At 64.5% G+C, this 22,979-nt stretch carries 20 protein-coding genes; 13 read left to right on the top strand and 7 right to left on the bottom strand.

What is annotated here, in order from left to right; all coding sequences use genetic code 11:
• Nucleotides 1–3 precede the first annotated feature (3 nt).
• Together QMG84_RS17165 and QMG84_RS17160 are read left to right on the top strand one after the other, a co-directional pair.
• Entirely contained in the window at nucleotides 4–1,188 is a 1,185-nt protein-coding gene (locus QMG84_RS17165) for a GNAT family N-acetyltransferase (protein ID WP_281929384.1), read from the top strand.
• Nucleotides 1,185–2,672: a bifunctional aminoglycoside phosphotransferase/ATP-binding protein gene (locus tag QMG84_RS17160; RefSeq protein ID WP_281929383.1), complete on the top strand. Its 1,488-nt coding sequence runs from the start codon at nucleotides 1,185–1,187 to the stop codon at nucleotides 2,670–2,672. The genes QMG84_RS17165 and QMG84_RS17160 overlap by 4 nt, the downstream gene beginning before the upstream one ends.
• Nucleotides 2,673–2,820: 148 nt before the next feature.
• Here QMG84_RS17160 and QMG84_RS17155 read toward each other — a convergent pair whose 3' ends face one another.
• Nucleotides 2,821–3,213, bottom strand: coding sequence for a winged helix-turn-helix transcriptional regulator (locus QMG84_RS17155; protein ID WP_434085963.1), 393 nt, complete (start codon nucleotides 3,211–3,213; stop codon nucleotides 2,821–2,823).
• 205 nt (nucleotides 3,214–3,418) lie between these two features.
• Here QMG84_RS17155 and QMG84_RS17150 point away from each other — a divergent pair, with 205 nt between their 5' ends.
• The 5 genes from QMG84_RS17150 to QMG84_RS17130 all read left to right on the top strand — a co-directional run bounded on the left by QMG84_RS17150 (nucleotide 3,419) and on the right by QMG84_RS17130 (nucleotide 8,639).
• Nucleotides 3,419–4,045, top strand: a complete 627-nt coding sequence (locus tag QMG84_RS17150) for an FMN-dependent NADH-azoreductase (RefSeq protein ID WP_281929382.1) — start codon at nucleotides 3,419–3,421, stop codon at nucleotides 4,043–4,045.
• A 701-nt stretch (nucleotides 4,046–4,746) separates the two neighbouring features.
• Nucleotides 4,747–5,913 carry an IS4 family transposase gene (locus QMG84_RS17145; protein ID WP_281927877.1) on the top strand — a complete coding sequence of 389 codons (1,167 nt, stop codon included), beginning with the start codon at nucleotides 4,747–4,749 and terminating at the stop codon, nucleotides 5,911–5,913.
• A 166-nt stretch (nucleotides 5,914–6,079) separates the two neighbouring features.
• Nucleotides 6,080–7,675, top strand: a complete 1,596-nt coding sequence (locus QMG84_RS17140; RefSeq protein ID WP_281929381.1) for a flavin monoamine oxidase family protein — start codon at nucleotides 6,080–6,082, stop codon at nucleotides 7,673–7,675.
• A 65-nt stretch (nucleotides 7,676–7,740) separates the two neighbouring features.
• Nucleotides 7,741–8,055 carry a hypothetical protein gene (locus tag QMG84_RS17135; RefSeq protein ID WP_281929379.1) on the top strand — a complete coding sequence of 105 codons (315 nt, stop codon included), beginning with the start codon at nucleotides 7,741–7,743 and terminating at the stop codon, nucleotides 8,053–8,055.
• Nucleotides 8,056–8,228: 173 nt separating this feature from the next.
• The gene (locus QMG84_RS17130) at nucleotides 8,229–8,639 is read left to right on the top strand and encodes a hypothetical protein (RefSeq protein WP_281929377.1); all 411 of its coding nucleotides are present in this window, start codon (nucleotides 8,229–8,231) and stop codon (nucleotides 8,637–8,639) included.
• A 162-nt stretch (nucleotides 8,640–8,801) separates the two neighbouring features.
• Here the strand turns inward: QMG84_RS17130 and QMG84_RS17125 are convergent, their stop codons facing one another.
• Together QMG84_RS17125 and QMG84_RS17120 are read right to left on the bottom strand one after the other, a co-directional pair.
• On the bottom strand, nucleotides 8,802–10,295 hold the full coding sequence (locus QMG84_RS17125; RefSeq protein WP_281929375.1) for a L,D-transpeptidase family protein: 1,494 nt from the start codon (nucleotides 10,293–10,295) through the stop codon (nucleotides 8,802–8,804).
• Between the two features lie 52 nt (nucleotides 10,296–10,347).
• Nucleotides 10,348–10,875 carry an adenine phosphoribosyltransferase gene (locus QMG84_RS17120; RefSeq protein ID WP_202071226.1) on the bottom strand — a complete coding sequence of 176 codons (528 nt, stop codon included), beginning with the start codon at nucleotides 10,873–10,875 and terminating at the stop codon, nucleotides 10,348–10,350.
• 110 nt (nucleotides 10,876–10,985) lie between these two features.
• Here QMG84_RS17120 and QMG84_RS17115 point away from each other — a divergent pair, with 110 nt between their 5' ends.
• Entirely contained in the window at nucleotides 10,986–11,297 is a 312-nt protein-coding gene (locus tag QMG84_RS17115) for a hypothetical protein (RefSeq protein WP_281929373.1), read from the top strand.
• On the opposite strand, the gene QMG84_RS17110 is transcribed toward QMG84_RS17115, so the two are convergent.
• On the bottom strand, nucleotides 11,291–12,175 hold the full coding sequence (locus tag QMG84_RS17110; RefSeq protein ID WP_281929371.1) for an S-methyl-5'-thioadenosine phosphorylase: 885 nt from the start codon (nucleotides 12,173–12,175) through the stop codon (nucleotides 11,291–11,293). The two genes, QMG84_RS17115 and QMG84_RS17110, sit on opposite strands and share 7 nt — an antisense overlap.
• Before the next feature lie 513 nt (nucleotides 12,176–12,688).
• Here QMG84_RS17110 and QMG84_RS17105 point away from each other — a divergent pair.
• From QMG84_RS17105 to QMG84_RS17085, 5 genes are all read left to right on the top strand, one after another.
• Nucleotides 12,689–13,252: a F0F1 ATP synthase subunit delta gene (locus QMG84_RS17105; protein ID WP_202071229.1), complete on the top strand. Its 564-nt coding sequence runs from the start codon at nucleotides 12,689–12,691 to the stop codon at nucleotides 13,250–13,252.
• Nucleotides 13,252–14,781 carry a F0F1 ATP synthase subunit alpha gene (atpA, locus tag QMG84_RS17100; RefSeq protein WP_165052280.1) on the top strand — a complete coding sequence of 510 codons (1,530 nt, stop codon included), beginning with the start codon at nucleotides 13,252–13,254 and terminating at the stop codon, nucleotides 14,779–14,781. The genes QMG84_RS17105 and atpA overlap by 1 nt, the downstream gene beginning before the upstream one ends.
• 66 nt (nucleotides 14,782–14,847) lie before the next feature.
• The gene (locus tag QMG84_RS17095) at nucleotides 14,848–15,729 is read left to right on the top strand and encodes a F0F1 ATP synthase subunit gamma (protein ID WP_202071230.1); all 882 of its coding nucleotides are present in this window, start codon (nucleotides 14,848–14,850) and stop codon (nucleotides 15,727–15,729) included.
• Between the two features lie 26 nt (nucleotides 15,730–15,755).
• Nucleotides 15,756–17,192 carry a F0F1 ATP synthase subunit beta gene (gene atpD, locus QMG84_RS17090; RefSeq protein WP_281929367.1) on the top strand — a complete coding sequence of 479 codons (1,437 nt, stop codon included), beginning with the start codon at nucleotides 15,756–15,758 and terminating at the stop codon, nucleotides 17,190–17,192.
• A 116-nt stretch (nucleotides 17,193–17,308) separates the two neighbouring features.
• Nucleotides 17,309–17,710 carry a F0F1 ATP synthase subunit epsilon gene (locus QMG84_RS17085; RefSeq protein ID WP_202071232.1) on the top strand — a complete coding sequence of 134 codons (402 nt, stop codon included), beginning with the start codon at nucleotides 17,309–17,311 and terminating at the stop codon, nucleotides 17,708–17,710.
• Here the strand turns inward: QMG84_RS17085 and QMG84_RS17080 are convergent.
• The 3 genes from QMG84_RS17080 to recA all read right to left on the bottom strand — a co-directional run bounded on the left by QMG84_RS17080 (nucleotide 17,700) and on the right by recA (nucleotide 22,907).
• Nucleotides 17,700–18,959, bottom strand: a complete 1,260-nt coding sequence (locus QMG84_RS17080; protein WP_281929365.1) for a cyclic nucleotide-gated ion channel — start codon at nucleotides 18,957–18,959, stop codon at nucleotides 17,700–17,702. The two genes, QMG84_RS17085 and QMG84_RS17080, sit on opposite strands and share 11 nt — an antisense overlap.
• Entirely contained in the window at nucleotides 18,956–21,622 is a 2,667-nt protein-coding gene (gene alaS / locus QMG84_RS17075) for an alanine--tRNA ligase (RefSeq protein ID WP_281929364.1), read from the bottom strand. Before alaS ends, QMG84_RS17080 begins: the two co-directional genes overlap by 4 nt.
• Nucleotides 21,623–21,839: 217 nt before the next feature.
• Nucleotides 21,840–22,907 (bottom strand): recombinase RecA, encoded by a 1,068-nt coding sequence (gene recA / locus QMG84_RS17070; RefSeq protein WP_281929363.1) that lies wholly within the window; start codon nucleotides 22,905–22,907, stop codon nucleotides 21,840–21,842.
• Nucleotides 22,908–22,979 lie beyond the last annotated feature (72 nt).

The raw sequence follows: 22,979 nt of genomic DNA, 5'->3' as shown, positions 1-22,979 counted from the left end.
CTTATGGCTGCAAAATTCACGGCGCGCTTCGTTCAATCGCTCGAAAAGGTGGAGGCCGCGGCATGGGACGCCTGCGCCAATCCGCCGACATTGACGCAAGCCGATGGCGAGCGCTTCAATCCCTTCATCACCCACGCCTTCCTCTGCGCGCTGGAGCGATCTAGCTCGGTCGGCGCGCGCACGGGATGGTCGCCTGTGCATGCGCTGGTCGAGGATGAGAGCGGGCGCCTCGTCGCCTGCGCGCCCGCCTATCTCAAGGCGCATAGTCTCGGCGAATATGTCTTCGACCAGAGCTGGGCGCAGGCCTATGAGCGGGCGGGCGGCAAATACTACCCGAAGCTGCAAGTCGCCGCGCCCTTCACGCCGGCGACGGGGCGGCGGCTCCTCGTTGCAAGCGATGCGCCGACTGGCGCGCGCGACGCGCTGATCGGCGCCTTGCGCGGGCTGCGCCAGGCGCTCAAGGCCTCCTCGCTCCATGTGACCTTTCCGACGCCGGAGGAGGCGCAGGCGCTTGGCGACGCCGGCTTCATTCTGCGCGCCGGCGAGCAGTTTCACTTCCTCAATGAGAGCTATGCGAGCTTCGAGGATTTCCTCGGCGCGCTGTCGTCGCGCAAACGCAAAGGCATCAAGCGCGAAAGGCGCGAGGCGCTGGGTGACGATATCACGATCGAGCGTCTGAGAGGCCCGGAGATACGCCCCGAGCATTGGGACGCCTTCTTCGCCTTTTACATGGATACGGGCGCGCGCAAATGGGGGCGGCCCTATCTCACGCGCGCCTTCTTCGATCTCATCGGCGCCGCCATGGCGGATCGCATTTTGCTGGTGATGGCGAAGCAAGGCGCGGACTACGTGGCGGGCGCGATCAATTTCCTGGGCGATGACGCCATCTACGGCCGCAACTGGGGCGCGCTGATCGAACGGCCCTTCCTGCATTTCGAGATCTGCTATTATCAGGCGATCGACTACGCCATTGCCCATGGCTACAAGCGCGTCGAAGCCGGCGCGCAGGGCGAGCACAAGATTGCGCGCGGCTATCGTCCGGTCGTCACCTGGTCGGCGCATGATTTCGCCGACGGGGGGCTCCAGGCGGCCGTCGCCGATTATTGCGAGCGGGAGCGCACGGCGCTCGGCGAGATGATGGCGGCGCAGGAGGCCGAATTGCCCTTCCGCAAGGAGGAGACGATGTGAGCGACGAGCAAGCGGAGACCATCGCTTTTCTATCCAGCCTGCTCGGCGCGCCCAAGATCGTGACGACGCATATTTCGACCGTGCTGCTCGGGCGCGATCGCGTTTTTAAGCTCAAGCGCCCCGTCCGCCTGCCCTATCTCGATTTCTCGACGCCGGCGCTGCGGCGCGAGATGTGCGCCCGCGAAGTTGCGCTCAACCGCGCCTTCTCGCCGGCGCTTTATCTCGGCATGCGGCGGATCACGCGGGAGAGCGACGGAACGCTGGCGCTCGACGGGGAGGGCGCCTTTCTCGACGCCGTTGTCGAGATGCGGCGCTTCCCGGACGACGCTTTGTTCGATCGCATGGCGCGCAAGGGCCGGCTCACGAAGGAGATGATCGAGACGCTCGCGCGCCGCATCGCAAAAGCCCATGACGCAGCGATTGCCGATCATGCGCGCGGCGGCGCGGCCTCCATGCGCCAGATCATCGACAGTATGGAAGCGAGCCTGCGCGCGGCGGCGCCTGCGCCGAGAGACGAGATCGAGGCGCATCTCGACAATCTGCGGGGCGCGCTCGCGACGAACGCCGCGCTGATCGACGCACGACGCGCGCAGGGCAAGGTGCGGCCCTGCCACGGCGATCTCAATCTGCGCAACATCTGCCTCTTCGAAGGCGCGCCGACGCCGTTCGATTGCCTCGAGTTTTCGGACGACATCTCGACCATCGACGTTTTGTACGATCTCGCCTTTCTGTTGATGGATCTCTGGCGCGTCGGGCTTCGCGATTTTTCCAATCTCGCGCTCAACCGCTATCTCGACGCGCGCGCCCAATCCGAGGAAGACGGACTGCCGCTCCTCCCCTTCTTCATGTCGCTACGCGCGACGATCCGCGCCCATGTCGAGGCATCGCAAGGCAATGGAGAGATAGCGCGCGGCTTTTTCGACCTCTCGCGCGATCTGTTACAACCGGCGCAAGGCGCCATCGTCGCGATTGGCGGCTTCAGCGGCTCCGGTAAATCCAGCGTCGCAGCGGCGCTCGCCCCGCGCCTGACGCCCGCGCCCGGCGCGCGCATTTTCAACAGCGACCGTCTCCGCAAACGCCTTTTCGGCATTGAAGCGACCGAGCGGCTTCCGCTGGAAGCTTATAAAAGCGAGGTGTCGGCGAAGGTCTACGCCGAAATGTTCGCTTCTGCGAAGCGGGTCGCAAAGATCGGCTGGCCGGTCGTCGTCGACGCCGTTTTCGATCGCCCCCAGGACCGCGCCGCCATCGAAAGCGCGGCGCGCGAAGCCGGCGTTCCGTTCAGGGGCGTGTGGCTCGACGTCGATCTCGCGCAAAGACTGGCGCGCGTCGACACGCGGGTGAATGACGTCTCCGACGCGACGCGCGCGGTGCTGCAGGCGCAGATGGCGAAGGACACCGGTAAGATTTTATGGTTGCGCGTCGACGGCGGGCGCGAGCGGCGGCGCATCGTCGATGAGATTGTATTGCTGACAAAGCGCGGTTGACGCCCCTCGTGCTTCGAGACGGCTGCTGCGCAGCCTCCTCAGCATGAGGGGCTTCTGCATCAAACACTTAGGTCTCATCCTGAGGAGCGAGCGAAGCTCGCGTCTCGAAAAACGAGGCCGCCTCGGGGTTTGATCCGCGCCCCGCTCCTCAAAAACCCTCCCGATTATCGAACTCGTCGCGGGCGCGCTCGATCTCCTCGCGGTTGTCGATCCCCCAAATCGCCAGCGATGAGACGGTCTTGAGAAGCGTCTTGCCGAGCGGCGTGAGTGTATATTCGACTCGCGGCGGGACGGTCGGAAAAACCTTGCGAAAGACCAGCCCGTCGCGTTCGAGCCCGCGCAATGTGAGCGTCAGCATCCTCTGCGAGACGCCGTCGATCAGCCGCTTCAACTCGCTGAATCGCTTCGTGCCGTCGCCCAGCAGCATAATGACCAGCACGCTCCATTTGTCGCCGACGCGGTTCAGCACGTCGCGCACGAAAGGGCACGCCTCGCGATGGGAAATAAAGTCGATCTGACAGGCGTTTTTTCGAGACTTCAAGGCGCATCCCCGCGTTATCCGAGCGATCCTATGACACAAAAAGAAACGTCAAAAGAGCCATTTGGCTCGCGGTCGAGACCATCGCGCGCCCAAGACCCGGCATGGGTTACTTCCATGTAACTCTCTAACTTGAATGTTCCATCTTTTTTTAAACCTAGTTCCTGATTATCATCACAGTATGTTTTCGTAACCATAGGAGACGGCGATGTCATTTATGATTCTACGGGTCGACAGCAGCCCCTTGGGAGAAGGTTCCGTTTCGCGCAAGCTGACCGCGAAAGTCGTTGCGGAGCTCGTGGCCAAGCGGCCGGGCGCCAAGGTGATCGAGCGCGATCTGTCGAAAAACCCCTTGCCGCATCTGACCGCCTCGACCATCGGCGGGTTTTTCACCGCTCCCGAAGAGCGCGATGCGGCGCTGTCGCAAGCTGTCCAGCTCTCCGATCTTGCGGTCGATGAATTCCTGGGCGCGGACGCCATCGTCATCGGCGCGCCCATGTATAATCTCGGGATTCCGTCGGCGCTGAAAGCCTGGATCGATCATATCGTGCGCGCCGGGCGCACCTTCCGTTACACGGAGGCGGGGCCAGTCGGCCTGGCGCCCGCCGGCAAGAAAGTCATCGTCGTTTCGGCGCGGGGCGGCGTTTTCACCGAGGGCCCGAGAAGGGCGTGGGATTATCAAGAGACCTATCTCGAAGCCGTGCTGGGACTCCTCGGACTGACGGACATCTCCTTCGTGCGCGCCGAAGGTCTTTCGCTCGGCCCCGATGCGGCGGCCTCGGCGATTGAATCGGCGGAAGCACAGGCAATCGCCGCTGTTCGCGACGCCGCTTAGTTATTTTATCCCCACCCCCAAAACCTGCCTTATGCTTCCTCCGCTTCGCCATCTTGCAGGGGCGCCGTCGGGTCGGCGGCGCCGGCGGGGCCGGTTAAACGCAAGGCGGCGACCCTCGCCTTGTGTGGGTTTTGCGCCGCTTGCCGGGCTTCCTCCCGATGCGTGGAGGGCGGATGTTTCCGCGAAAAGGCTGGGCATAGCAGTTGTGGCCGCACGCTGGGGACGACTACCGAAACGGGAAAACACCCTCGGCCGACGGCGGCGTAGTCAAAACCCTTGCGACGCGCCCGGAGGTTTTGCGCCTCCGGGAAAGAAGCGGCCCTCGCCTGAGGGCGGCGCCGGGCGGGCGAAACGTCACAGGATGACGTGAACCCCGGCTGGAAAGGTGCGTCGCGGAAAAAGACCGCAGCCGGGACGCCTTGGTTCCGACGCGCATTTCTATTCACGCTACCGGCCGAACGGGGCCGGGACGTCCCGGCTTCCTGTATCGCCCTGCGTCGGGAATCGGCGGCGGGGATTTTGGCGCTGGGTTTCCGATAAGCTTGGATCGCTTCTTGTCGCTGCGTCGCCCCCTCCCTGTCCCTCCCCCGCAAGCGCAGGGCTGTCCGGGGAATGAGTCGAAAGGTCGCGGGCGCATGCCCGGTTTTCCCGACGGTTGTCGGGTATTTTCCGGTTGTCGAGACTGGAAAAAAGGACCGGACATGCCCGTGCACTCTACTGTATTCGCCCAACTGCTCAAGCCGGTCGATCGGCGCGCCTTCAAGCAGATCGTCGAGCGGCATGGCGGCGACGCCTACGACAAATCCTTCAAGAGCTGGGATCACCTCGTCGCGCTCATCTACGCCCAGCTTGCCGGGGTTTCCAGCCTGCGCGCCCTCGTTCCCGCCTTCAACGCCGACGCGCGCGCGCATTATCACCTCGGGACGCGGCGGCTCGCGCGCACGACCCTTTCCGACGCCAACGCCCGCCGGCCCGTCGCCGTCTTCGCCGATCTCTTCGCCATGCTCTCCGGCGCGCTCGACCGTCATACGCGCCGGGAGGGCGCGGACATGATCCGCCTCATCGATTCGACGCCCATCCCTTTGAGCAAATTCCTCGATTACGCCCGCTCCAACGGCCGCACTCACGGCCTCAAAATGCACGTGGTCCATGACCCGCGCGCCAATCGGCCCCTTCGCGCGGAAGTCACGCCCGCCAATGTGAACGACATAGAGATCGGCAAGAAAACCGATATCGAGCCGGGCGCCGCTTATGTCTTCGACAAAGGCTATTGCGACTATCGCTGGTGGACCGAGATCGCCGCGCAAGGCGCTTTCTTCGTCACCCGGCCGAAGGCGAACGCCCGCTTCCGGGCGATCGCCGCCCGCCCGCTCGACCCCGAAAGCGCGCGGGGCGACGGCTTCGCCGTGATCGCCGACGAGGAGGTGGCGCTGGCCAGCAAAGGCGATTCCAAGCTGCCCATGCCGCTGCGGCGCATCACCGTGGAAAGAGACGAGGCCAAAGGCCGCATCGTCCTCATCGTCAACGACATGCGCCGCCCGGCCGCGGAAATCGCCGCGCTCTACAAGGGCCGCTGGGCAATCGAGCTGCTGTTCCGTTGGATCAAGCAGCATCTCAACATCAAGAGCTTCATCGGCGAGGCCGAAAACGCCGTGCGCCTGCAGCTCTTCGCCGCGATGATCGCCTTCACCCTGCTGCGCATCGCCGCCTGCGTCCACAAGATCGACATGGCGGCACTGCGTTTCGCCGAGCTCGTCGGCCGCTTCCTCTTCGACCGCCGGCCGATCGCGCTTATCGACAAGCCGCCAATCAGGCCCAAGCCCGGCCGAGACTTCTCTAGTCTGCAGCTCCAGCTCGCGGCCCTATGATTTCCCCGGACAGCCCTGCCGCAAGCGGGAGAGGGAACGCTCGCGATCGGCGCGCATGATGAAGGCCACTATCTGCTCCCTCTCCCGCGAAGCGGGGGAGGGTTGGGGAGGGGGCTCATGCCCCGGCACACCCCTTGCTCCCGCATCTCCCAAAGGAACGCGCCCCATGCTGGATGTCGCAATTGTCGGTGGCGGAATCTGCGGTCTCGCGCTGGCGCGCAGCCTTGCCGCGAAAGGCGTTTCCTATGCGCTGTTCGAGGCGCGCGATCGGCTTGGCGGGCGCGTTCTGACTGTCGAGAACCCGACAAGCGGCCTGCGTCTCGATCTCGGACCCACCTGGTTCTGGCCGCAGACTCAAGGCGCCATAACCCGCCTCGTCGGCGAATTGGGGCTGGAGCCTTTCGACCAGCACGATCCCGGCACAGCGTTGCTGATGACCGATCCCGAGAAAGCGCCGGCCGTGCAGTCGGCGCCGGGCCTTCACGGCGGCGCGCAACGGCTGAAGGGCGGCATGGCCGCGCTCGTCGCGGCGCTCGCCGCCGATCTCGATCCGCAGACTCTCCATCTCGGCCATGTCCTTCGCGCGGTACGCGACTGTGGCGAAGCCGTGGAACTTTGCTTCGAGACGGGAGAGGGCGAAATCAAGATCGTCGCCCGTCAGCTTGTCCTCGCCGTTCCGCCGCGCCTGCTCGATCGCGACGTCGCTTTCGCGCCGACGCTGCCCGATTTTGTATCGGCGGCCATGCGCGACACGCCGACATGGATGGCGGCGAGCGCCAAGGCGGTCGTCGGGCTCGCCGATCCGCCGATCTGGCGGGCCTTCGGTCATTCCGGCAACGCCTTCGTGGTTCACGATCAGGCTGTGTTGGGCGAAATCTTCGACGCCTGCGACGCCGGGGCCGAACGCGGCGCGCTCGGCGGTTTCTTCGCCCTTCCGCCCGACTCGCGGGCCGCTTTCCGCAGCGGTCTGGCGACGCTCGCCAAAAGCCAGTTCGCCCAGCTCTTCGGCCCCTCGCTCGACGCGGGCGAATTGCACTTACAGGATTGGGCGACAGAGAATTTCACCTGCACGCAGGCCGATCGCGCCGCAGGCGGCGCCCATCCCGACTACGGCGCGCGCGCCTTCAGCCAGCCGCTCTGGAACGGCAAACTCTTTTTCGGAAGCTCGGAAACGGCGCGGGAGGGCGGCGGCTATGTCGAGGGCGCGATCAACGCCGCCGCACGAATCGCCCGGCACATCTTGCCGCAACAGGAGACGCCCATGACGATGGAGGATGTCGCGGGATCGCCCGCCGAGCGCAACGCGCGTTGCCTCGAACTGTTCCACGAATGGGTGGCGTCGCGGCGCGCGCCGGCCTTCGCCGCCTATCGGCAGCGGCTCAATTTTGCGCTGTCCCATGGCGAGCGCGAGCAGCTCACGCAGCGCGCCATGCTCGGCGCCATGGAGGCGATTTTCGCCGACGCTCTGTCGATGATCGACGAGCTGCCGTTCGACCATGCGGGCGTCGCCGTCGAGCGCGGACGTTCCGATCTCACGCCGAAAGTGCAGGCGGCCTTCGACGGTTTCATACAGGCGCTGCTCGACGCGATTATCGACTTCAACCGCACATCCTGCGCCCTGTCGAATTTCCCGCAGGAGCACAAGCCGGCGAAGGATTATGTCTCGGCGACGTTGCGTGACATCGGCGCGGCGTGGCGGGAGTTTTCGCTCGAAGCCAACAGCCGCCTGATCGCCAAGCAACGCACGCCGGTCGATGCGTGAGCCTCGTTTGGCCCGCTGCGTGCTTCGTCACTGGCCAATCGAACATTGTCTGGAGACCGACACTCATGGCCGTGGACCTTAAAAAAGATTGGACGGACGCGGATATTGCGGCGTTGATCGGCTCGGTGATCGACGACCGCGACTGGCGCCTCGAGGTCGACGCCGATGGCGTCGCGAATCTCGCCGACAAGACCGCGCATCCGACCGGCGTCGACTACGACGCTGCGCTGCATTGTTTTCTCGAAACATGGATGGCGGGCACCGATTTCGTCGGGCCTTCGGCCGCCGGCGACAAAAACCTCGTCGGAAAAATCGCCAAGGCGCTGCGGGAAAACTATCCGGCGCTCAAGGCCAATAAATTCATCTTCGTCGATCTGTGAGTGAGATCCGCTCGATTGGTTCGGTGTCATTCCCGACGCTCGCGAAGCGAGCGATCGGGAATCCAGAGCAGCCACGGCTAATTTGGCTCTGGATTCCCGGTCGGGCTTTCAGCCCGCCGGGAATGACACGACCCCATGCGAGCCGTTCAATAAACAATAAAGTGAGGGCAAAAATGGCGCGCGCGCAAACGGCCTATCTCAACCGCGCGGAGGTTCCTGCGCGCAAAGCGCTGCAGTCTGCGCTCAATGAGCTGGGCTTCAAGCTGACGCTCGACGACGCCTATGCGCCGTTCGAGACCAAAGGCTATCTGCCCTGCACTTATGATGGCGAAGACGCCGGCTTCGACCTGCGCTTCGGCGCGGCGGAGGCGGCTTCCGACAAGCTCTCGGCGGCGCTCGACGGGCGCGACGTCGCCATGAAATTTCGCTGGGGCGGCGATCCGCGTGAGCAATTCGCCGCCGTCGCGGTCTGCGCGGCGCTTGCGGATAAATTCGGCGCGATCATTCACGAGCCGGAGCAGGATAAGCTCCTCACGCTCGATGAGTTGCACGCTACGGCGCGCAAGCTCGCCGCTTCGCTTTAAGGCTCGTACGAGATCCGCTTGGGTGGTTCGCTGTCATTGCGAGCGGAGCGAAGCAATCCAGAGCCGCGGTGACGCTCCTGGATTGCTTCGTCGCTGCGCTCCTCGCAATGACGGTCCCCCGGGAATGACACGCCCCATGCGAGCAATTCAAATGGAATATCCCTACCAGCCGGCGACGCGGCGGCAGGAGGCGGAGCCGCCGTCGAACTCGTAATGGTCGCCGCAGGCGAAGGCCACCGGCGGCTCGCCGGCTTGTTCGAATTTGTCGTAGCCTTGCTTGAGATTTTTCCAGAAATCGACCCATTGGTGATAACTGCCGCCGCTCCCGACGAAGGAGAGCCAGCCGCCGCCGCTGCTGCCGGTTTCGCGCGCGATATTGGCTTCTGTCATGCGGAACGGAAAGATATGGACGGGAACTTCCTTCTGCCCCGCCCGCAGCGCCGCTTCGACGAAGCCGTAAATTTCTTCGATGCCCTGATCGGTCATGGCGAAGCAGCCGACCGACTTGCACGACCCATGCACCATCACGAGCCCGCCGGTGCGGCCGTTCTGGCGATCGAAGGCGTTGGGATAGCCGACGTTGAAGGCGCGGTGGTAGTTGGAATGCGGGTGAAGCTGCTTGGCGGAGACGCTGTAGAAGCCCTCGGGCGATTGATAATCGGCTTCCTTGAGCTTCGGCCCCAGCCGGCCCGACCATTTGCAGATCGGGAAGGTTCGGTACAGTGAATAGCGGCCGTTCTTTTTCAGCCACAACTCGAGCTGCCCTTCCTGCTTGAAGATGCGGACGAAGACCGGATCGCCCATGCCGAATTTCGGCGGCGGCGCCTGGAAGGCGTCGTCTGGCGCTGGCCGCAACGCGGGCTCCTCCAGCCGCGCCGTCTGCTGGGCGCCGGCAGGCGCGGGCGTCTGGGAACTCTCCGGCGTGGCGGAAGCGACTGTCGTCGCTTTACCGGGGGCGACGACATTCTTGTCGAGATCGGCCGGACGGGTGGGCGGCAGCGGCGCGTCGACGTAAATGGGCGCGGGGGCGGCGCTGGCCTGTTGCGCCTCGGGCGTCGGCTGCGCGGCCTGCGGCCAATGCGGGAAAGACCAGGACGACGCTGGCGCGGGTTGCTGCGAGGCGGCTTGCGGTTGGGCGGATGGGGGTTGAGCAGCTTGGGGCGGGACCGCGACAGGCTGGCTGGCCGCTGGCGGCTCCGGCGGCGCCTGCAAGGCGGCGAGATCGGCGGGCCGTATCGGCGGCAATGGCGCTCCAGCTTGCGCGCTCGGCAAATCGGCTGGCCGAGCCGGAGGCGTTGGCGCGACTGGCGGGAAGGAGACGGCGCCTTCGACGTCGGACGCCTGCAGCTCATCGACCGCAGGCGGCGCCTCGGCGGCTGGGGAGGCTGGCGGCGGCGCGGCGGCGATCAGGGCGGGCGGAGGGCTCTCCGAAAGTTTCGCTTCCGCCGGCGCTTCAGCCGGCGGCGCAATCGCCCGTCTGAGGCGGGGCATGATGCTTCCGCCGGCAAGATGCGTCGGGTCGCCGCGCGGCGCGCTCCTCGAGGCCGTTGCCTCCCGCTCGCCGACGTTCGGCAGAAAATAAAGCACTCCCGTCCCCGCGGCGATGGCGGCGAGGACGACGACGGCAAACAACAGATGGGTCGAACGAAGCTTCATAAAGACAGCAGTCTAACCCTAGCGACGCGGTTGAAAGTCCGGCAAGCCCGCGTCAGTGCCCGTCGAAGGCGACCAGGGTGCGAACCGGGACGCCCAGCGCTTCGATCTTGCTTGCGCCGCCGAGATCGGGGAGGTCGATGACGAAACAGGCCGCCACGATTTCCGCGCCCATCTTCTGCAGAAGCCGGACCGCGCCTTCCGCCGTGCCGCCGGTCGCAATCAGATCGTCGACCAATATGACACGCTCACCTTGCGCCACGGCGTCCACATGCATTTCGATTTCGTCGGTCCCATATTCCAGCGTGTAGGACATGGAGACGGTTTCATGCGGCAGCTTGCCCTTCTTGCGGATCGGCACGAAGCCGGCCGAGAGCTGATGCGCGACCGCGCCGCCGAGGATAAAGCCCCGCGCTTCAATTCCCGCGACCTTGTCGATCTTCGTCCCGGCCCAGGGCTGGACCAGTTCGTCGACCGCCTTGCGAAAGGCCCTGGCGTCGCCGAGCAGCGTGGTGATGTCGCGGAAGAGAATGCCTTTCTTGGGAAAGTCTGGAATGGTGCGGATGGCGGCGCGAAGCGACATGGGCTGTCCTGGCGTTTTTAGAAAACATTCAACCATAGGCTGATTTGGCGCTGGCGCGCGCAGCCAAGCTCTTTACACTCAACCTGCGTTCCCTCCAAGGATTTCGCTCCATGCACGCCCTCACCCGCCTTGCCTTCGCGCTTGCCTTTAGCCTCCCCGGCGTGGTCCAGGCCCAAAATTACCATGTTGTTCCTCCCCCGGTTCAAGGCGGGGCGATGCGCGGCTACGGGCCCGCCCAGCCTATGCCGCCAGGAACCGGTTACGGCGGTTACGGCCCCGGCGGCGGCCATGGCCGCGGCTACGGCTGCTACGGCTGCGCCTATGTCGGCGACTACGACCCCAACGGCGGCAATGTGACGCTGCCCGTCGCGCCGCCCAAGCGCATCCAGGGGCAGTGGCGCAACGGCCAGTGGTATTACTGAGCGGCCGCGCCGTTCAGCCGCGACATCACCGCGTCGAGCTTCTTCAGTAGTTCGGGGTCGCGCGCCTCGGGCGCCGTGAGAATGGCGCTGTCGAGCGCGCGATCCGAGCCCACGGGGCAGACTTCGTGCTCGCGCGGGAAATCCCTCAGCACGCGCGCCACGAGCCGCGCGGCCTTGGCCGAGTTCTCGCGCACAATCGCGATCACCGAGGCGACGTCCACATGGTCGTGCTCGGGGTGCCAGCAGTCGAAATCCGTCACCATGGCGACGGTGGCGTAGGAAATCTCGGCCTCGCGCGCGAGCTTGGCCTCGGGCATGGCGGTCATGCCGATGAGATCGAAGCCCGACGCCTTATAGGCGAGCGATTCGGCGTAGCTCGAAAATTGCGGACCTTCCATGCAGACGTAGGTGCCGCCGACGGCGATCTCGATCGCTTCGTCGCGCGCCGCCTTCGCGATGCGGGCGGATAATTTCGGGGCGATGGGGTGCGCCATCGACACATGCGCCACGCAGCCGTCGCCGAAGAAGGACGACTGACGGGCGAAGGTGCGATCGACGAACTGGTCGACCAGCACGAACAGTCCGGGGAAAAACTGCGATTTGAACGATCCGCAGGCCGAGACCGAAATAATGTCGGTCACGCCGACGCGCTTCATCGCGTCGATATTGGCGCGATAGTTGATCGTCGACGGCGAGAGCCTATGCCCGCGTCCATGGCGCGGCAAAAAGACCGCCTGCGTGCCGCCGACCTCGCCGAAGACGAGCTCGTCCGAGGGCTCGCCCCAGGGGGTGGCGACGCGCTCGCGCCTGACGTCCTGCTCTCCCGGAAGATCATAAACCCCGGATCCCCCAATAATTCCAACAACCGCGCGCGCCATGCGCATCCCCCATTTTCCCAGATCGCGCCGGCCCGTAGATGGGACGCGCACGTAAACTTATCGTCCGGCGAGGCGCGAGGCAAAGCGCGACAGAGCCAGAATGATGCGGCGCGTCACTGTCCTGCGGAGCCGATGCTCGCCCGGTTTCGACGAAATGTGGAAGGTCAAAATTAAGGCAGATATTTTCCCGTGGCGATGCCGGCGCCTCCGCAGGCGCGCCGCATAAATTCGCCGCGAACCGCCGAGTTTTCCCCGCGCCGCGAGGCCCCAGCGTTGCAGTCGCAACGGATTTCGTCGTGCCTAGAGCGAAGGCGCGAACGAAATCTGGGCGCCGGATAGGGTTGCGCCGCAAAATTCACTGTGTTAGGGACCCATCGCCTTGGGACTGGGGCGTTGCCGCTCTTAGTTCCTTGCCCCTGCAGCATCCGTCGCTACGAAGCCGACCGCCAAAGGCGCGAACGCATTTTCGCGTGGGCGTCGTTTCGAGCGATGCGAATTTGACGAGCGATCCAAGTGGCTCAAGACGGAGTTTCGCTTTCCGGCGTCGCAGGACGTTACGCCTCCGCCCTTTACGAACTGGCGTCGGAAAAGAGCGCCACGGACGAGGTCGCTACGGCGCTCGCCGCGTTCCAGGGCCTCATCAATGAAAGTCCCGACCTCCAGCGTCTGGTGAGAAGCCCCGTCTTCTCCGCGCAGGAGCAGGTCAAGGCGCTCGACGCCATCCTCAAGAAAGCGGGCATTTCCGGCGTCGCCGGCAATTTCATCCGCCTGGTGGCCTCCAAGCGCCGCCTCTTCGTTCTCCCGGACATGATCGCCGCCTATCAGAGCCTTCACGACAAGGCCCGTGGTCTGGTCCGCGCCGACGTGACCGTCGCCGCGCCGCTGAAGCCGGATCATGAAACGGCGCTGCGCCAGGCGCTCGCCGGCGTCACCGGCGGCAAGTCGGTCAGCCTCAACGTCAAGACCGATCCGTCGATCATCGGCGGCATCGTCGTCAAACTCGGTTCGCGCATGGTCGACGCTTCCGTTCGCACCAAGCTCAATTCAATCCGCACACGCATGAAAGAGGTCGGCTGATGGATATCCGCGCCGCAGAAATTTCCGCGATCCTGAAGAACGAGATCGCCAACTTCGGCAATGAGGCCGAGGTCACCGAGGTCGGTCAGGTTCTGTCGGTCGGCGACGGCATTGCCCGCGTCTACGGCCTCGACAATGTCCAGGCCGGCGAGACGGTCGAATTCGAGAACGGCGTGCGCGGCATGGCCCTCAACCTCGAAAGCGACAACGTCGGCATCGTTATTTTCGGCTCCGACCGCGACATTAAGGAAGGCCAGACGGTCAAGCGCACCGGCGCGATCGTCGACGTTCCCGTCGGCAAGGAGCTGCTCGGTCGCGTCGTGGACGCTCTCGGCAATCCGATCGACGGCAAGGGCCCGATCAACGCCACGCGCCGCGCCCGCGTCGACGTGAAGGCCCCCGGCATTATTCCGCGTAAGTCGGTGCATGAGCCGATGGCGACCGGCCTCAAGGCCGTCGACGCCCTGATCCCGATCGGCCGCGGCCAGCGCGAGCTGATCATCGGCGATCGCCAGACCGGCAAGACCGCGATCGCGCTCGACACGATCCTGAACCAGAAGTCGCTCAACGACGGCGACGACGAGAAGGCGAAGCTCTACTGCGTCTACGTCGCCATCGGCCAGAAGCGCTCGACCGTCGCGCAATTCGTGAAGGTGCTCGAAGAGCGCGGCGCGCTGGAATATTCCATCGTCGTCGCGGCCACCGCTTCGGACCCGGCCCCGATGCAGTTCCTGGCGCCCTTCGCCGGCTGCGCCATGGGCGAATTCTTCCGCGACAACGGCATGCATGCGGTCATCATTTATGACGACCTTTCCAAGCAGGCCGTCGCCTACCGCCAGATGTCGCTGCTGCTCCGCCGTCCGCCGGGCCGCGAAGCCTATCCGGGCGACGTCTTCTATCTGCACTCCCGTCTCCTCGAGCGCGCCGCCAAGCTCAACGACGATCGCGGCGCCGGTTCGCTGACCGCTCTGCCGGTCATCGAGACGCAGGCTAACGACGTGTCGGCCTATATTCCGACCAACGTGATCTCGATCACCGACGGCCAGATCTTCCTCGAGACGGACCTCTTCTACCAGGGCATCCGCCCGGCGGTGAACGTCGGCCTCTCCGTGTCGCGCGTCGGCTCGTCCGCGCAGACCAAGGCGACGAAGAAGGTCGCCGGCAAGATCAAGGGCGAGCTCGCGCAGTATCGCGAAATGGCCGCCTTCGCGCAGTTCGGCTCCGACCTCGACGCGGTGACGCAGCGTCTGCTGAACCGCGGCGCCCGCCTCACCGAGCTCCTGAAGCAGCCGCAGTTCTCGCCGCTGAAGATGGAAGAGCAGACCTGCGTGATCTACGCCGGCGTCAACGGCTATCTCGACCCGCTGCCGGTCAATCGCGTGCGCGCCTTCGAAGACGGTCTGCTCGCCGTGCTCCGCTCGCAGCACGCCGACCTTCTCGACGCCATCCGGTCGTCGAAGGATCTCTCGGACGACTCCGCGGCGAAGCTCAAGAGCGTCGTGGAGACTTTCGCGAAGTCCTTCGCCTGAGCCGACAATGACGGATCGCGCGCTCGGTAGCGGGCGCGCGGCGACCTCGAGACAAGAAGCACGCCAATGCCCTCGTTGAAGGATCTTCGAAACCGGATTTCTTCCGTCAAGGCGACGCAGAAGATCACCAAGGCCATGCAGATGGTCGCGGCGGCCAAGCTGCGTCGCGCGCAGACGGCGGCCGAGGCCGCGCGTCCCTACGCCGAGCGCATGGAATCCGTCCTCGCCAATCTCGCCGCCGGCGTCTCCACCGGCGGTCCGCAGCTTCTCGCTGGCAATGGCAGGGATGACGTGCATCTCCTCGTCGTCGCCACCGCCGAGCGCGGCCTTTGCGGCGCGTTCAATTCCTCGATCGTGCGCCTCGCCCGCGAGCATATCCTGCGCCTGCAGGGGCAGGGCAAGACGGTCAAAATTCTCTGCGTCGGCAAGAAGGGCTACGACCAGCTTCGCCGCCAGTTCGAGAAAGAGATCGTGGAGCTTATCGAGCTGCGCGGCCTCAAGAACATCGGCTTCGACAATGCGGATGAGATCGGCAAGAAGATCATCGCCATGTTCGAGGCCGGCGAATTCGACGTCGCCACGCTGTTCTTCTCGAAGTTCAAGTCGGTGATCGCGCAGATCCCGACGGCGCAGCAGCTCATTCCGGCGCAGATCGCCGCGAATGAGAATGCCCCGGCCGTCGACGGCCCGCAGCCGTCCTATGAATATGAGCCCGGCCAGGACGAGATTCTCTCCGAGCTCCTGCCGCGCAACATCTCGGTGCAGGTGTTCCGCGCCCTCCTCGAAAACGCCGCCTCGGAGCAGGGCGCGCGCATGAGCGCGATGGACAACGCCACGCGCAACGCCGGCGACATGATCAAAAAGCAGACGACCCTCTACAACCGGTCGCGCCAGGCGATGATCACCAAGGAACTCATCGAAATCATCTCGGGCGCCGAAGCGCTCTGATCCGCTAAAATAGACGAGGACGTAAAATGGCCGCCAACAAGCCCACGGGCCGCATCACCCAAGTCATCGGCGCCGTCGTCGACGTTAAGTTCGACGGCCACCTGCCCGAGATTCTCAACGCGCTCGAGACGACGAACCAGGGCCAGCGCCTCGTTCTCGAAGTCGCGCAGCACCTCGGCGAGAACTCCGTGCGCACCATCGCCATGGACACCTCCGAGGGCCTGACCCGCGGCCAGGAAGTCACGGACACCGGCGCGCCGATCACGGTTCCGGTCGGCGAAGAGCTGCTCGGCCGCATCATCAACGTCATCGGCGAGCCGGTCGACGAAGCCGGCCCGGTGAAGTCCAGCGGCACGCGCGCCATCCACCAGCCGGCCCCGTCCTATTCGGAGCAGGCGACGGAAGCGCAGATTCTCGAGACGGGCATCAAGGTCGTCGACCTTCTCGCGCCTTACGCGAAGGGCGGCAAGATCGGCCTGTTCGGCGGCGCGGGCGTCGGCAAGACCGTGCTCATCATGGAGCTCATCAACAACGTCGCCAAGGCGCACGGAGGTTATTCGGTGTTCGCCGGCGTCGGCGAGCGCACCCGCGAAGGCAATGACCTCTATCACGAAATGATCGAGGGCAACGTCAACAAGAAGCCCGAGAACGGCTCGACCGCCGGCTCCAAATGCGCCCTGGTCTATGGCCAGATGAACGAGCCGCCGGGCGCCCGCGCCCGCGTCGCGCTGACCGGCCTCACCGTCGCCGAAGATTTCCGCGACAAGGGCCAGGACGTGCTCTTCTTCGTCGACAACATCTTCCGCTTCACCCAGGCGGGCTCGGAAGTGTCCGCGCTTCTCGGCCGCATTCCCTCGGCGGTGGGCTATCAGCCGACGCTGGCGACCGACATGGGCGCCCTGCAGGAGCGCATCACCACCACCACCAAGGGCTCGATCACCTCGGTGCAGGCCATTTACGTGCCGGCCGACGACTTGACCGACCCGGCGCCGGCCACCTCCTTCGCCCACTTGGACGCGACGACCGTTCTGTCGCGCTCGATTGCGGAAAAGGGCATTTATCCGGCCGTCGATCCGCTCGACTCGACCTCGCGCATGCTCTCCCCGGCGATCGTCGGCGAGGAGCACTATGAGGTCGCCCGTAAGGTGCAGTCGACCCTTCAGCGCTACAAGTCGCTGCAGGACATCATCGCGATCCTGGGCATGGACGAGCTTTCGGAAGAAGATAAGCTGGTCGTCGCCCGCGCCCGCAAGATCGAGCGCTTCCTGTCGCAGCCCTTCCACGTCGCCGAAGTCTTCACCGGCTCGCCGGGCAAGCTCGTCGCCCTCGCCGACACGATCAAGGGCTTCAAGGGCCTCGTCGAAGGCGAATATGATCACCTCCCGGAGGCCGCCTTTTACATGGTTGGCTCCATCGAAGAGGCGATCGAAAAGGCCGCCAAGCTCGCCAAGGAAGCTGCGTAAGCTTTCAGCAATCCGGGAGGGGCGGCCTGCGGCCGTCCCACGCCCGATCCCAACAATTGATGGCCGGGCAAAGACCGGCCATTCGCTTATGACGATCAGCGTCGCCGGAGACTGACATGGCCGCTTTCCACTTCGAACTCGTTTCTCCCGAGAAGCTCCTGTTTTCGGGCGACGTCGAAAGCGTGGTTGCGCCGGGCGCCGAGGGCCAGTTCACGGTCCTCAAGGATCACGCGCCGGTGATGACGACGCTGAAGGCCGGCGTCGTGACGGTCGCTGGCGGCGACGGCAAGCTCGAAAAGCTTTTTGTCCGCGGCGGCTTCGCCGATGTGAACGCCTCCGGCTTCACCATCCTCGCCGAGCTCGCTCTTCCGCTTTCGGAGATTGATGCGGGCAAGCTCGACGGCGACATCAAAAACGCGAAGGAAGACCTCTCCGACGCCAAGACCGACGCCGCGCGTCTGGCTGCAAGCGACAAGCTTGCGCAGCTCGAAGAAATGCGCGCCGCCCTTACGGCGTAAGGTCACGTTCCGCGGTTTCGTCCAGCGGAACGGGATGTTCCTCCAATTCGGCTTCGATAATGTCGCCGTGCGGCTCTTCAGGCGCAAGCTCTGAACGCTTCGCGGCGACTTCTCTTATGCATTCCCCGATCACGGGGTTGCGCGCAATGAGCGTCTGCAGGTCGTAGGCCTGTAAAATAAGCAGCTTTGTCGGCGCCAGGGCGCGCACATTGGCGGTTCGCGGCGTCTGATGCAGAATCGCCATCTCGCCGAAAAATTGTCCGACGCCGAGCCGAACCACTTGTGTGGGAAGCTGGACTTCGACCTCGCCCTCCGCGATGAAATACATCGACTGGGCAATATCGCCGCGTCGGACAATCAAAGCGCCGGCAGGAATTGACTGCGCGTTGAGATAACGCATGATCTCCGCGATGGCGCTCGCGTCGAGCTCGCGGAACAGCGGCACGCTCGCCACCATGCTCCAGGTGACGACGAACTCACGCCTGTGAATTTCCTCCGCAAAAGCGGATGCGACGATGCCGACGGGAAGACCCAACATGACATAGCCCGTCACCATCGTGATCGAGGCGATAATGCGCCCGGCGAGGGTGATCGGAACCACGTCGCCATAGCCGACAGTTGTGATGGTCACGATCGCCCACCACATGGCGGCGGGAATCGAGCCGAACGCTTTCGGCTGGGCGTCGTGCTCGACGAGATGGATCGCCGCGGCCGAAAAAAGAACGGCTCCGAAGAGCAGGATGCCGGTCGCCAGCAACGCCTTCCGTTCAGCCTCCATCACCGCGATAAGGGTGCGGATGCCAGCCGAATAGCGCGCCAATTTAAAAAAGCGCAGAAGGCGCAACAGCAGCAGGACTCGCAGGTCCGCCGAAAAGAGATAGGATAGGTAAAAAGGCAGAACCGTCAAAAGATCGATGATCGCAAACCAAGAAGCGATGAACGCAAGGCGCGCGCGCGTCGCGGTGCAGTCGGAATAAGGCGTATGCTCCGGAGCCGACCATAGCCGCAACAGATATTCGACTGTGAAGACGCCCACGGCAAGCCGCTCGATCGACAGGAACAGATCGCGAAAGCGGCGATCATATTCCGGCACAGATTCGAGAACGACCGAGAGGACGGATAAAGCCACGAGTGTGATGAGCGCGCGATGCACAAAGCGGGTCGCGCGATCATTGACGCCGCCATCGAGAATATGATGCACGCGCCGGCGCAACCGGTGATACCAGCCGCGCGGAGTCTGCTGCGTCATTCCGCGGCCTTCGTGCGGAGCGCCTCCTCGACGCAGGCGAGCGCCTGATCGATCGCCCCCGCATTTGGGCCGCCAGCTTGTGCGAGGTCCGACCTGCCGCCGCCGCCTTTGCCGCCGAGCGCTGCGGCCGCGGCCCGAACGAATTCCACCGCGCTGTATTTCTGCGCCAGATCGTCGGTGACGCCGACGACGATCCCTGCCTTGCCGTCGGGCGAGGCGCTGGCGAAGGCGACAACGCCCGATCCGATGGATTTCTTGGCGTCGTCGACGAGGGATTTCAGGTCCTTGGCGTCGATCCCCTCGACGGCGCGGGTCAGCAGTTTGATCCCGCCGACGTCGCGGGCCTCCGGGGCCGCGGCCGGTCCGCCGCCGCCCAGGGCGAGCTTGCGCTTGGCGTCGGCAAGCTCGCGTTCGAGGCGCTTGCGGTCTTCCAGGAGCTGGGAGAGGCGGTTCGGCGTTTCGTCGATGGGCGCGCGAATCAAAGACGCGATATCGTGAAGCGCACGCGCCTGGGCGACGAGATGGGTCCGCGCGCCCTCGGCCGTGCGCGCCTCGATGCGCCGCACGCCGGAGGCGACGGCGCTCTCGGCGATGATCGAAACCAGACCGATGTCGCCGGTGCGCGAGACATGCGTGCCGCCGCAAAGCTCCACCGAGAAAGCGTGAGGCGCGCTGGGGTCGGGCCGACCCATGCTGACAACGCGCACTTCATCGCCATATTTCTCGCCGAACAGCGCCCGGGCGCCAGATTCAATGGCCTCGTCCTGCGCCATGACGCGGGTGTCGACGGGGGCGTTGTCCCGGACGATTTCATTGGCGAGGACTTCGACCCGGGAAAGCTCTTCCTCCGTGAGGGGCTTTGGATGGGTGAAATCGAAACGCAGACGTTCGGGCGCGACCAGCGATCCCTTCTGGGCGACGTGATCGCCGAGAACCTGGCGAAGCGCCTCATGAAGAATATGGGTCGCGGAATGATTGGCGCGCGTTGCTTTGCGGCGTTCGTGATCGACGTCGAGCTCCAGCGCGAGCCCGGGGACGATTTCGCCCTCTTCGACGACGCCATCATGGATAATGAGGTCGCCGAGCTTTTTCGCGGTGTTCTCGACGCGAAAGCGCAGGCCCTTGCCGCGAATGACGCCAATGTCGCCGACTTGGCCGCCCGATTCGCCGTAGAAGGGCGTTTGGTTGAGGATCACCGATCCGCGCTGGCCCTTTTGGAGAACGAAGGCTTCCGCTCCGTCATGGACGAGCGCTGTAACGACGCCTTCGCTCTTTTCCGCGTCATAGCCGAGGAATTCCGTGGCTCCGACGCGCTCCTTCAGGGCGAACCAAAGGGTTTCGGTCGCGGTTTCGCCGGAGCCGGCCCAGGCCTTGCGGGCTTCCGCGCGCTGGCGCTCCATGGCGGCGTCGAAGCTTTCCTTGTCCACGGCGATGCCGCGCGGCCGCAGGGCGTCCTCGGTGAGGTCGAGCGGGAAGCCATAGGTATCGTAGAGCTTGAAGGCGGTTTCACCCGAGAATTTCGCGCCCTGGGTCAGACCGGCCGTTTCCTCGTCGAGAATGGCGAGGCCGCGCGCGAGCGTGGCGCGGAAGCGCGTTTCCTCGGTTTTGAGCGTATCGACGATGAGCGCCTGGGCGCGCAGGAGCTCGGGATAGGCCTGGCCCATTTCCGCGACGAGCGCCGGCACAAGGCGCCACATCAGCGGCTCCTGCGCTCCGAGGAGCTGGGCGTGGCGCATCGCGCGGCGCATGATTCGCCGCAGCACATAGCCGCGCCCTTCATTCGAAGGCGTCACGCCATCGGCGACAAGGAAGGAGGCGGCGCGCAGATGATCCGCGATAACGCGGTGGCTCGCCGCCTGTGGGCCATTTACAGGCACGTTGGTGAAATCCGCGACGGCGCCCGTGAGCGTGCGGAAAAGATCGGTCTCATAGTTGGAAGTGACGCCCTGGAGCAGGGCGGCGATGCGCTCGAGCCCCATGCCGGTGTCGATCGACGGACGGGGAAGCGGCGCGCGTTGGCCCGGCGCAACCTGGTCATATTGCATGAAGACCAGATTCCAGAATTCCAGAAAGCGGTCGCCGTCTTCATCTAGGCTGCCGGGGGGGCCGCCGGCCAAGGCTTCGCCCTGATCGTAGAAGATTTCCGAGCAGGGCCCGCAGGGGCCAGTGTCTCCCATGCTCCAGAAATTGTCGGAGCTGGCGATGCGGATGATGCGGCTGTCGTGGAAGCCGGCGATCTTCTTCCAGAGGTCATAGGCCTCGTCGTCGTCGTGGTAGACGGTGACGAGGAGGCGGTCGATGGGAAGCTGGAACTCGCGGCTGATCAGCCCCCAGGCGAGTTCGATCGCGCCTTCCTTGAAATAATCGCCGAAGGAGAAATTCCCAAGCATCTCGAAGAAGGTGTGATGCCGGGCAGTATAGCCGACATTGTCGAGGTCATTGTGCTTGCCGCCGGCACGCACGCATTTCTGCGCGGATGTCGCGCGCGCCTGATGGCGTTTCTCGACGCCAGTGAAGACGTTTTTGAACTGCACCATCCCCGCATTGGTGAACATCAACGTGGGGTCATTGTGCGGAACGAGCGGAGAGGACGCGACCTTCTCATGGCCATTGCGGACGAAGTAATCGAGGAAGGTGGAGCGTATCTGGTTGACGCTGCTCATTATGCGTCTCTCTCGGGCGCGACCGGGAAGCCTCCCGATCATATGGTGATTGGTAAGCCGGACGAAAGCGCGTCCGGCGGGTCGTGCCGCCTCGGCTTTACGAGGCGCGTGTCTGTCGCCGGGCGATATGCCAGTCCGCAAGCTTTTCGGCAATGAAAAAGGCCCGCAGGGCGGGCCTTTGAAAACCGGGAGATATGAGCGGGGAGGGTCAGTCCGACTATTCCTTGTCGTCGCCGTCGCCGGCATCGAGAATTTTCTCGGCAATAAGGCCCGAGTTTTCGCGGATCGCTTGCTCGATGCGCTGTGCGGCTTCCGGGTTCTGGCGCAAAAAGCTTTTGGCGTTTTCGCGGCCCTGGCCGAGGCGTTGGCTGTCGTAGGAGAACCAGGCGCCCGATTTGTCGACAACGCCGGCCTTCACGCCAAGATCGATGAGCTCGCCGAGCTTCGAGACGCCTTCGCCATACATGATGTCGAATTCCACCTGTTTGAAAGGCGGGGCGACCTTGTTCTTGACCACCTTGACGCGCGTCTGATTGCCGATGGTCTCGTCGCGCTCCTTGATGGCGCCGATGCGGCGGATGTCGAGACGGACCGAGGCGTAGAATTTCAGCGCATTGCCGCCCGTCGTCGTTTCCGGCGAACCATACATCACGCCGATCTTCATGCGAATCTGGTTGATGAAGATGACGAGCGTGTTGGAGCGGGAGATGGAGCCGGTCAGCTTGCGCAGCGCCTGGCTCATCAGGCGGGCCTGCAGGCCGGGTTGCACCTCGCCCATTTCGCCTTCGATCTCGGCGCGCGGCGTCAAAGCCGCGACCGAATCGACAACGAGCACGTCGACCGCGCCGGAGCGCACCAGCGTGTCGGTGATCTCCAGCGCCTGCTCGCCGGTGTCGGGCTGAGAAATCAGCAGCTCGTCCAGATTGACGCCGAGCTTGCGGGCGTAGACCGGATCGAGCGCATGTTCGGCGTCGACGAAAGCGCAGACGCCGCCGAGCTTCTGCGCCTCGGCGATGACATGCAGGGTCAGCGTGGTCTTGCCCGAGGATTCCGGACCGTAAATCTCGACGACGCGACCGCGCGGCAGGCCGCCGACGCCAAGCGCGATGTCGAGGCCCAGCGAGCCGGTGGAAATGGTCTCGATCTCGACGGCTTTCTGATTTTTGCCGAGCCGCATGATCGAGCCCTTGCCGAAGGCGCGTTCGATCTGCGACAGGGCGGCGTCCAACGCCTTGGTCTTGTCCACGGACGATCCTTCCACGAGGCGGAGATTAGCTTGGCTCACGGCTGAAATCCCTTCTGGCATGATTTCAATGGCGGGGGCAACAACAACTCTGGCGCAATTGTGCATGATTTG

Source organism: Methylocystis iwaonis, from assembly GCF_027925385.1.
Taxonomy (GTDB): Bacteria; Pseudomonadota; Alphaproteobacteria; order Rhizobiales; family Beijerinckiaceae; genus Methylocystis; species Methylocystis iwaonis.
Note: the sequence above shows the minus strand (reverse complement) of the source record. Positions and strands in the feature narration are given on the sequence as shown.